The 10785-nt window shown below is 58.4% G+C and carries 8 protein-coding genes; 3 read left to right on the top strand and 5 right to left on the bottom strand.

Annotation, left to right across the window (positions count from 1 at the left end; translation table 11 throughout):
- Positions 1 to 147 precede the first annotated feature (147 nt).
- The 5 genes from D8U18_RS27005 to D8U18_RS27025 all read right to left on the bottom strand — a co-directional run bounded on the left by D8U18_RS27005 (position 148) and on the right by D8U18_RS27025 (position 7137).
- Positions 148 to 615 carry an SRPBCC family protein gene (locus D8U18_RS27005; RefSeq protein ID WP_056852027.1) on the bottom strand — a complete coding sequence of 156 codons (468 nt, stop codon included), beginning with the start codon at positions 613 to 615 and terminating at the stop codon, positions 148 to 150.
- Between the two features lie 28 nt (positions 616 to 643).
- The gene (locus D8U18_RS27010; protein ID WP_131109068.1) at positions 644 to 4060 is read right to left on the bottom strand and encodes a non-ribosomal peptide synthetase; all 3417 of its coding nucleotides are present in this window, start codon (positions 4058 to 4060) and stop codon (positions 644 to 646) included.
- A 13-nt stretch (positions 4061 to 4073) separates the two neighbouring features.
- Positions 4074 to 5003 (bottom strand): diiron oxygenase, encoded by a 930-nt coding sequence (locus tag D8U18_RS27015; protein ID WP_131109070.1) that lies wholly within the window; start codon positions 5001 to 5003, stop codon positions 4074 to 4076.
- Positions 5000 to 5776, bottom strand: coding sequence for a DUF3050 domain-containing protein (locus D8U18_RS27020; RefSeq protein WP_131109072.1), 777 nt, complete (start codon positions 5774 to 5776; stop codon positions 5000 to 5002). Before D8U18_RS27020 ends, D8U18_RS27015 begins: the two co-directional genes overlap by 4 nt.
- A 650-nt stretch (positions 5777 to 6426) precedes the next feature.
- Positions 6427 to 7137 carry a GntR family transcriptional regulator gene (locus tag D8U18_RS27025; RefSeq protein ID WP_131109074.1) on the bottom strand — a complete coding sequence of 237 codons (711 nt, stop codon included), beginning with the start codon at positions 7135 to 7137 and terminating at the stop codon, positions 6427 to 6429.
- 197 nt (positions 7138 to 7334) lie between these two features.
- Between D8U18_RS27025 and lapG the strand changes: the two genes are divergently transcribed.
- From lapG to D8U18_RS27040, 3 genes are all read left to right on the top strand, one after another.
- Entirely contained in the window at positions 7335 to 8027 is a 693-nt protein-coding gene (lapG, locus tag D8U18_RS27030; protein ID WP_131109076.1) for a cysteine protease LapG, read from the top strand.
- Positions 8028 to 8040: 13 nt separating this feature from the next.
- Complete coding sequence (gene lapD, locus D8U18_RS27035; protein WP_056852033.1) at positions 8041 to 9987, top strand: cyclic di-GMP receptor LapD; 1947 nt, start codon at positions 8041 to 8043, stop codon at positions 9985 to 9987.
- Positions 9988 to 10467: 480 nt separating this feature from the next.
- Complete coding sequence (locus D8U18_RS27040) at positions 10468 to 10785, top strand: DUF6124 family protein (RefSeq protein WP_130904531.1); 318 nt, start codon at positions 10468 to 10470, stop codon at positions 10783 to 10785.

Genomic DNA, 10785 nt, shown 5'->3' on the forward strand with positions numbered 1-10785 from the left:
ATCGCCGATGGTAGTGTGGGGTTTCCCCATGTGAGAGTAGGTCATCGTCAAGATTCAAATCCAAAACCCCTGTCTGCTAACGCAGACAGGGGTTTTGTCGTTTCAGGGCAGCCAAAAGCCGTTGGCGGTCACCGCAAAACAAAAGCCTTATACAAATAACTTCAACACATTGTTCATCGCATCATCGGCAAAGCCCTGGACGAACGCCTGGAACCCCGGCATCGCGCCAGCACCTCCCTGCGCCGGTTCGGCGATGATCGTCCAGGTCGCAACGGATTTGCCTGAATCAATGGGAGTCACCTGCATCGCCGCCCACAGATTGGCCACACCCAGGGTGTTGTAGATCGTGGTCCAGGTCATGCTCATCGTGTGATCGTCGTGGGAGTTGAGTTGCTCGACGACAAGGTTGCCGTCCCTGAAGTGCTTTTTGCGCAGGGAAGCCACTCCCTCACCCGTCATTTCAATGTGCGACAGCGCAGGTATGAATCGGTCGAAGCCGGCAAAGTTGCCGACAACGGCCCAGACCCGTGCGGCCTCGGCAGGGATTTCCACCGAGGATACAACGTGGCAGCCTTGTGGATTTTGGATCAGGGTATCGGGTTGCAGAGTGCTCATGGTTTTGCTCCGTGCGGGTTGGGATGACTCAGATGAAATTGATTTCCTTGAGGTAGTCGCAGCCACGGCGCAGCAGCGCCGTGGTCTTTTCCGGATAACACGCGCCCATCTGCCACACACCGGCCTGGGCGTTGTCGTGACCGATCATCGAGATGTCGCCGATGTCTTCTTCAAAGCCGTTGAGGTAGAAGCCGAGCACGCCGAACAGCGCGTTATCGCTGTCGACCCGAGCCAGTTGCTGCTGCCAGTCTGCAACGCTGACCAATGAAAATTCCTGCCCGGCTTCACGAAACGACGCCACGTATCGGTCCCAGCTCAGGGGCTCGGGGTTGTGCAGGTTGAACACCGCTTTTTCCGACTGATAGCGGCTGGCATGGAAGGCGATGAAGCGGGCGAGGAAGTCCACCGGCATCAGATCGAAATTCAGCGCGAACTCCGGCACCTGGCCCAGTTGGATCGAGCCTTTGAGCATCAACATCAAACGGTTCTTGTGTGGCTGGCAGACGCCTGTAAGGCTGTTGAAGCTGATGTTGCCGGGGCGATAGATATTGACTTGCACACCGCGCTCCCGCGCCCGTTGCAGGATCCGCTCGCCGACCCATTTGGACAGGTTGTAGCCGTTCTTGATGTAGATGGGTGGAGTCTGCGCGGCGGGCAGCTCCAGTACCTTGCCATCTGCGGAAACCGCGCTGGAAGCCGAGAGCGTCGAGACGAAGTTGAAGATCTTTTTGCTGTGTCCTTCGCAAAGCCGCAGGCATTCGAAAATCGGCTCGACGTTGTCCCGCGCCAGCGATTGGTAATCGAGTACGTGATTGACGTTGGCGGCGTTGTGCACCAAGGCGCCGAACTCTCGATCCAGGCGCAGGTAGACCTCGTCGGCCAGCCCCAGGCCTGGCTGGGTGATATCTGCCGCGTACACTCGCACCCGACTCAGGTCCAGATGCTCCAGGCGGTTCTCACGCAACGCCTGAGCAAACCGCTCAGCCGCCGTTTGCCCGTTGCCGTCGCGGACCAGACAAGCGACTTCACTGGCGCCCCACCCCAACAGCGCTTCGACGATGTGCACCCCGACGAAACTGTTGGCGCCGGTGACGATGACTTTGTGTACATCGCCCAGACGGCTGATGGGCAATGGCTGCACATGCAGTTCGCGAGAGGCATCGGCCAAGGCTTGGTCGCTCAATACTTCTTCACGGCCTGAACCCCGCACCAGTGTCGCAAGCTTGGTGATGGTAGGCAGTTCGATGAAGCGGTTGATCGATATGCTGCGACCGAATTCTTCGCGCAAACGCAGGAGCATGCGCGACAACAGGATGGAGTGACCTCCCAGATTGAAGAAGCTTTCATCGGTGGAAATATCGCCGGCCGGCAACTCCAGCAGATCGGCCCAGATCTCCAGCAGCAGCGCTTCATCGGCATTGACCGGCAGGCGTCGCGGGGTGTTTTCGCTGACACTGACCGGCAGCGCCAGCAGCTCTTTGCGATCGACCTTACCGTTGCTGGCGTACGGCATGCCCGCCAGTTCGGTCCACGCCACCGGCTGCATGTACTCCGGCAGATACTGCATGGCGTGAGCCTTCAGCGCATCGCGCGCCATACCGCCATGGTGTTCTTGAGGCTGTGCAAGGAAGGCCAGGATTCGACGATGGCTGTCGATCACCACCGCCACTTGGCGGTACAACTGGCTGTCGCGCAGGCAGCGTTCGATCTCTTCAGGCTCGACTCGGAAACCGCGAATCTTTACCTGATTGTCGCGCCGTCCGCACAGCTCGATCCCTTCGTTCGTCCACTTCGCCATGTCCCCGGTGCGATAGACACGCAAGTGCTGGCCATCAGGCAACGTCAGGGTCAGATAGCGTTCGGCGGTCTGCTGCGGGTTGTTCAGATAACCCAGGCACACACCGGGCCCTGCGATGTACAACTCACCGACGGCATGCTCTGTCACCGGTTGCAAATCATCATCGAGGATCAGCACCTGACTGTTGGCGATCGGATCGCCGAGGGTCCGGTTGTTGTCATCCCTTTGCAACTGCCGCGCAGTAATCAGCACGGTGGCTTCGGTGGGGCCATAGAGGTTGTGGAGATTGCCTTGGCGAGTCAGTTGCTGGATCACCCACGGCTCGCAGACATCACCACCCGTCATCACGTGTTCGAGGTTGTGCAATGACTCCAGCGGCAGAATGCTCAGCAGCGCTGGTGGCAAAAAGGCGTGGCTCAGTTGCCGAAGACGGATCAGCTCCACCAGTTGCAGCGGATCGCGGCGCTGGTCTTCAGCAGGCACGATCAATTCGGCACCCTGCAGCAGCGTCGGGAAAATATCGATCAGCGATGAGTCAAAGCTCACTGAGGAAAATTGCAGAACCCGACTCGCTTCGGTCAGCTGCACATAGTCGGCATACCATGCGGTGAAGTGAGCAAGATTGGCCTGGCTGAGCAACACGCCTTTGGGCTGGCCGGTGGTTCCCGATGTGTAGAGGGCCATGCACGGCGCCTCAAGCGCTGGACGTTGACGCATCAACGGTTGCTCAAGATTGACGTCGCTGGCATCGATCGAAGTGATATCGAATCCCGGCATTTGCGCGGCAAGCGGCTGCCGACCGTCATGCAGGAGTAACACCGCGCCGGCATTTGACAGGATGAACCGCTGACGTTGCAGCGGATGGCTTGGTTCCAGGGGTAAATACACCGCGCCGCTGCCCAGAATCGCCAGGATCCCTGCGTACAACGCGCTGCATTTCGGCAGGCAGATTCCCACCACCAACGGGGCTTCATGCTGGCTGAGCAAGGGCTGCAATCGCTGCTCGATAGCACGGCTCAGGGTGTGCAACTGGCGATAGTCGAGGGTGGTCCCGGCAACGGTCAACGCAGGCCTGTCGGCACTCTGAATGAAACGCTGTTCAAGCCGTTCGATCATCGGTATTTCGGCGAGCTCCAGCAGCCATGCTGCAGCGGTTGCATTACGGCGATGGATGTAAGCGAGGCTGTCGAGATACAGCAGGTTTTCGAACGTTGCGAAGTGAGGGCAAATGGCCGGTTGTGCAAGCAGGAAATACTCAGCGTCGCGGGAGTAGCGACTGACCAGCAGGGCGACGTGATCCACCAGTTCCTTGATTGCGCGCAGACGCAGTGCCTGACCATTGCCCGAGGGTTCATCGGCAATCGGCACGCGACTGAACAAAGTCGCATCAACGGTGAATAACAGATCCAGCGGCGATAATCCTGAAGCTGCCGAAGGGCCGATGCCCAGTTGCAGCGTCAGGCGCGGTGCAGGACTGAAAACAAGCGGGTTCAGGCTGGCATCATCGATCATCAGATCCAGATGCTCCGGCACGGGTGCATCGAATGTCGTTACCCGTGTCAGTGCATGACCGTGTTGTTCGAGTTCCAGCGCCAGGTCGGTCAGGGCCTGGCTGTGGCCGGCAAGCAGAATTTCGAGACGTCTCATGACAGGTTCCTCGTCAAAGCAAATAGTCACTCAAGGCGCTTTGCACGCACGGCGAATCGAGCAGCGAACTGCTGCGGAAAAACCGCACGATGTTGGCGACCAGCGGGTGATGGCGATTGATCGGGAAGGCCAGGCCGGACACCTCATTCTTGAGGGATTGGCGCGCGGCATCGCTGATCTGCAAAGCGTCGATCAGTTGGAAGTCAAAGGCCTTCTGGATGTCGTTGGTCAGGTAGTGGCCGATGAACACCGGGAGGATTCGCGCGATGCACTCTCGGTCGTCTGCGCTTGCGGTGTGCCAGTAGATGCGCACCATCCGCGACCAGAATCCGGAGTGCCGGCCCTCGTCGAGCAAGTGGTCGGCCATCAAGCCCTTGATCGACTGCTTGACGGTATCGTCCTTGGCGAACGCGGCAACGTCACCGGTCACGGTGTTTTCGGCAATCGCCACGCAGATCAGCTCCACAGCGCTGCGCAGGTGTTCCGGTGCCATAGCGATGGCTGCCGGGATCGCCCGGCTCAACTCGATTTCTTCAGGCAGCCCGATGGGTGTGATGCCAGTCATGGCGATGGCCTGCTGCATGAAATCCATGGCGACCAACGCGTGGTAATCCTCATCGACCACCACCGTCATGGCGTCGTAGCGACAGGCGAACGGGAATGCCATGGCGAAGCGATTCTTGGCAATGCTACGGGCGGTCTTGTCGACGATTTCCGTTTCGAAGATCACCACGTCATTGATGAATTTGTAGAGCGTCTGCACCAGGGCGAAGTCGCGCTGCTCCGGGCACTCGCGCACAAACGTCTGGCTGAGAACCAGCGGTTGCCGGCTCAGCGGATAAATCAGCCTGTCGTCGTTCTCCAGCAGGCGACGCGGGCGTGTGCGGATGGTGGCGCGGCTCTCCCAGGCATCGGCGAACGACAGATAGTCGGCGGCGTTCATGGGTTCACCTCCGCCAGAGGCTCGTTCATGCTCAGGCGCAAGCCGTCCCACAGAGCGATGCGACTGTCTACGGCGGCGATGGCGCTGGCGTACACGTCTGCTTCGCGTTGCGGGTCGCTGTCGACCAGTCGCGCGAGCAGTCGTTCTGCAGCGGGGCCGTGGTCTTCAGCGTCGACCTCGATGTGGCGCTCCAGGTAGTAGCGAAATGTCGGGGCTTGTTCGATACCGATACCCCAGTCGTCGAGGATGCGCTGGAACATTTGTGGAATCACACTCTCGCGGCCATGCAGAAATGCCGCTGCGACACTGTGGCCAGGCGCATGCAAGGCGGTGTGCAGCGTATGGCGCACGAACCGCGCAGCAGCCGGGTTCACCTTGATACTTTGCAACGCTACGTCATAGCTCACGCCTTCCTGCTGCAGCGCCACAAACCGCTCGACGGCGGTCGTACTCGCGCCGACTTCGCGCATGGCATCCAGGTACAACTCGAAATGGCTGTAGTGGCCTTGAGCGGGGCGGTCATCGGACTCTTCGCCCAGTACGATCTCGTTGATCAATCGTGCCGCCTGCGGGTCGCGTGGCGGGAGCCAGGGCAATTGCGTACAGGTCAGCTCCTGTTGCAGTCGTTTGGTCAGCGACATGAAATCCCAAACCGCAAAAACATGGGTTTCCATAAAACGCCGCAATACTGGAAGTGAGTGTATTTCGGAGAATATCGGGTGCGCACTCAGTTGCGATTTTTTTTGTTCAAGATGCTCTTTGGTTGGTTTCATCGGCGAGCCTTTAGTTGTCTGGTATGAAGGAGTGGTCACTCTTTATTGTTGGTAAAAGTTTTCTTGTGGCGAGCGAATGCCTCAATCTGAATGATTTTGTTAAGGTGCTGTAAGGGCTGCTGCTGTGGCTTCTCAGCCGGCGCCATATGTCGGCCTGGAAAAACTAGTACACAAATTAAGTGTCGGGCAAGTTATTTTTCAGATATTTGAAAGTTCAACTTTTTCGGGCGCGGCAAGTTTCTATAAGACTTTTTGAATAAGTTTTATTTGGTCGTAGTTGCTCCTTCCGTCTTTTAAAAGTCAGAATTTTAATAAAGAGTGAATGCCTCACTCGAAGCAACTTTTTGGGTTAAATCGTTGAAGTGATATGAGGGGGAAGTTCGCCGGGAATAGCGCCGACTCTCCTGTTCCCGTGGCAAGGCTCCTTCCGTAGGTTCCTGGTGCGGGGGGCTGCTGCTTAATTGCGATGCGTCGCCCCGTTCATGGGTTGTCGGCACCCCAGGAGTGAGCGTAATTCAAGACAGCCGCTATCACCGAATTCGGGAATCGGAGAGGGCATAAGGGGATGGGAAATTTGTAAGTGGATCGTTCGGTTTCAAGCGGGCTGGGCGCGGCATGACGGAAAGGGAGCAAGCTCCCTCATCACTGTTTTACTTGGAGAGTTTTCGACTTTGGGCTTCAGGGCTGGCGAGGTAACGGGTGATGACCTCGACGCCACGATTGAGGTGATGAACCAGCAACTTCACCGAACTGTCGACATCCCGCTCTTGGGCAGCATGCAACATGGCCCGGTGGTCTTCCTGGGACAATTTACCCAGGCCCATTGCTTCCAGATTGAAGCGCAGGAAGCGTTCTTCCTCGTTCAAGCCATCTTCCACCAGTTTCAGCAGGCGCTTATTGGGTGCCTTGCTGTACAGCGACATGTGGAACAGGCGATTGAACCGGCCGATTTCGCTGTAGTCGTGTTCGGTTTCCAGCTCATCGATATAACGGGCGGCCTGTTCGAGGTCAGCAATCTCCAACAGCGGCACCGACATGCGCAGCGCCTCGGACTCCAACAGTATCCGCAGGGCATAGGTTTCCGCAGCGTCGCCTTGAATCAGCGGCGCGACAACCGCGCCTTTATGGGCGACCACGTTGAGCAGCGCCTGTGCTTCGAGCTGACGCAGGGCTTCGCGCACCGGCATACGGCTGACACCGAAGAGGTCGGCCAGATCTTGCTGGCGCAGGGCGATGCCGCAGGGCAGGCGACCATCGAGAATCGCCGAACGCAGGGTTTCCTCGATGACTGAGCGAGCCAAGTGAGCGGGAATCGGCCCGTTGACCTTGATACTGCTGAGCGGATTGGGCTTTTGTGTCACTACTACGCACCCTGATTGGCTATTTGGTTTTTTGGATCCAACTGACACTAGTAACTGCCTGGAGGCTTGTCAAACGCGCAACGCAGCGCTTTCTTTGAGTCTAGCGCGCCCTTGGTGATCTCACCGTGCCATTGTTTTTTAGCGGATTAACCTACACCATCAACCGACTTCCAACTGTCTACCCTGGATGCCGCGCATTGCCAGTACGTTTCCCGATACCCCGGATGTTGTGCTGGCTGTGCGGTGCGATGCTGTTGGCCGGTGTAATGCTGGGCGATGTACTGGGCGATTGGGATTTCTCGTCGATCAGCCGCCGGGCGCAGGCATTGTACGGACCTTTGGGCGAAGGTCAGCAGCGTATTGATGACTGGCAATACTTGCTGGCCAGCCAGAACAAGGCCAGCGAACTGGAACAGCTCGACCGGGTCAACCGGTTCTTCAACCAGCGCATACGCTACGTCGAAGATGCCGACCTGTGGCATCACGCCGATTACTGGGAAACGCCGATCGAAGCCCTGTTCAAAGGCGCGGGCGATTGCGAGGACTACGCTATCGCCAAGTATTTCAGCTTGCGTCATCTGGGCGTTGCCAGTGACAAGCTGCGCATCACCTACGTGAAGGCGCTGCAATTGAATCGTGCGCACATGGTCTTGACCTATTACGCGAGCCCCCAGGCCATGCCGCTGGTGCTCGACAGCCTGATCGATGATATCCGGCCAGCCAGCCAACGAACGGATCTGCTGCCGGTCTACTCTTTCAATGCAAACGGGTTGTGGTTGCCCGGTGCCAAGGGCAACCAGAGGGTCAGTGACAGCAAGCGTCTGTCTCGTTGGCAGGACGTGCTGAAAAAAATGCAGGCCGAAGGATTTCCGGTCGAGTCGATTAACTAGGAGCCGCCCACAGATGTCATTGTTCAAACAGCTGTTGATCGCAATCTGTCTGTTCCTGGTCATCGCCTTCACCGGTAGCTTCATGGTCAGCCTGGAGAGTTCGCGAACTCAGTACGTCAATCAGCTGCGTTCCCATGCCCAGGACGCCGCGACAGCGCTGGCGCTGTCCCTGACGCCGAACATCGATGATCCGGCAATGACTGAGTTGCTGGTCAGTTCGATTTTCGACAGCGGCTATTACGCGAGCATTCGCGTGGTCGATCTGGCAAACGACAAGACGTTGGTCGAGCGCAGCGGTATCCCGGCCGACACCGACGTCCCGGCCTGGTTCGTCAAATTGATCGGGCTGGAACCTGCCGGTGGCGACGCGATCGTCAGCCGTGGCTGGGAGCAGGCCGCGCGGGTCGAAGTGGTTAGCCACCCCATGTTCGCCCTGGCCAAACTGTGGCAGAGCGCGTTGGGCAGTCTGGCGTGGTTGCTGCTCTGTGGGGTGGTCAGCGCGATACTGGGTGCGCTGTTGTTGCGGCGCCAGTTGAAACCGCTGGATTACATGGTCCGGCAGTCCCACGCCATCGCCCGTCGCGAGTTTCTCAGCTTGCCTGACCTGCCGCGCACCCCTGAATTGCGGCGCGTGGTGCAGGCGATGAATCAGATGGTCGAGAAGCTCAAGGCGCTGTTTCAGGAACAGGCCGAGCGCAGTGAAAAACTGCGGGCGGAGTCTTATCAGGACAATTTGACCGGGCTGGCCAACCGGCGATATTTCGAGATGCAATTGCATGCGCGGGTGAGTAACCCTGAACAGGCCAGCTCTGGTTATTTGCTGTTGTTACGGGTTCAGGATCTGGCGGGTCTCAACCAGCGCCTGGGGGGGCAACGTACAGACGAATTGTTGCGGGCGGTCGGCGAGCAACTTTCCAGAGCGTGCGCCCGATACCCGGAAACCCAGAATTTGGTGACCCGCATTCGTGGTGGCGAATTTGCCGTGCTGGCGCCGGGGCTGGTGCGTGAAGAAGCATTGCAGTTGGCGCAGCACCTCGACAGCGCCATGACCAGCCTGCATGCGACCGGTGCGACGGACGTGGCCAAGGTGGCCGCGATCGGGCTGGCGCCATTTGTCTATGGCGACGCCCCGCCATCCGTGCTCGCATTGGCGGATCAGGCGTTGGCGCAAGCTGAAGGCCTGGGTGATTCGAACTGGGTCTGCCTTGACCAGAGCGCTTTGGCCGGTGTCGGCGACGATCATCATGCCTGGCACGATCTGCTGGATCAGGCGTTGAAGCAGCGGCGCTTCACCTTGTTTTTTCAACCGGTGGTGGCGAGCCAGGACACGCAATTGGTGCTGCACTACAAAGTGCTGTCACGGTTGATCGACGATCAGGGCCAGAGCATTCCGGCAGGGCGCTTCCTGCCGTGGCTGGAGCGGTTCGACTGGACGGCGCGACTGGATCGCCTGATGTTGGAGTTAGTGCTGGAACAGATGGCCGACCACGAATCGACCCTGGCACTGAACCTGTCTTCGGCAACCGTTGAAGATCCACAGGCATTGAATGCGCTGTTCGAGCTGCTGCGCTCGCATTCCAATCTAGGGCCGCGACTGACCCTGGAAATCGGCGAAGAACAACTGCCCGATCAAGCCATGCTTGAAGATCTGACACGGCGCCTGCGCGAGCTCGGGTTCACGTTGAGCCTGCAACGTTTTGGCGGGCGCTTCAGCATGATCGGCAACCTGGCGCGGCTGGGGTTGGCGTACTTGAAAATCGATGGCAGCTACATCCGTGCGATTGATCAGGAGAGCGACAAGCGCTTGTTCATTGAGGCTGTTCAACGGGCGGCCCACAGCATTGATCTGCCGTTGATTGCCGAACGGGTCGAGACCGAGGGCGAACTGGCGGTGATTCGCGAGTTGGGGGTGTATGGGGTTCAGGGGCGGTTGATCGGGGAGCCGAGGCCTTGGGGGTAGGGTTGCCTGTGAGGTTGCCATCGCTAGCAGGCTAGCTCCCACATGGGCTCATGTCGTACACACTCCCTGCGATCAATACCGATCTACTGTGGGAGCTAGCCTGCTAGCGATGGCGTCAGCACAGACAACACAATTGCTGTGGGAATGTTCCTAGAGGGGACACCGGCGTCGGAGATTTCCTTCAAGTTGTAGTGGTGTCGGTGAACTTGTTTGGCCAAGTGCCCAAGCCTAGTCTGAGTTTGTCACTGAATAAGCAGTGACACGGACGTGCAGGTCCGGGTAAAAGTCCAATCCAGGCAACACCATGGGTAATGCATCGAGTATCTCGTTGTATTCGCTTTATGGCGGCTGTGTGCGGGAGACCTTCGGGTCTGCCGAGGTTTTGGATTGGTTTCCTCGGTCTTGCACCCCGCACATTGCTGCCACCTTATTTGCGTGCAAGCGAACTGGTTTCAGCGCTCAATTTGAGGTAACCAATCCATGTTCAAAGTCACTCCAAATCCGCCGGAAACCCCTGGCGACACTCCCGAAACCAAGCCCCACAAAAACCACCTCTTCACCGTCGCCGACGACATCAACATCGAAGCCCTGTTGGCCAACGCCTCCGAAGATTTACTGTCCATCAGCGCCATCGCCGCCGACCTGGCGGACGATGTGGAAGGCTCACGCCGATCCGTTGCGCTGGCGCTGAGCCGCATGGCTGACGGGGTGCATTTGTTGGTGGAGCGGGCGCTGGATCACCTCGAATCGCCGGAGCTGCTTGAGTTTTTGTTCAAGGACAAGCCGGCGGTGAGCTGA

The sequence above is a fragment of the Pseudomonas sp. Sample_10 genome (genome assembly GCF_004321495.1).
GTDB lineage: Bacteria > Pseudomonadota > Gammaproteobacteria > Pseudomonadales > Pseudomonadaceae > Aquipseudomonas.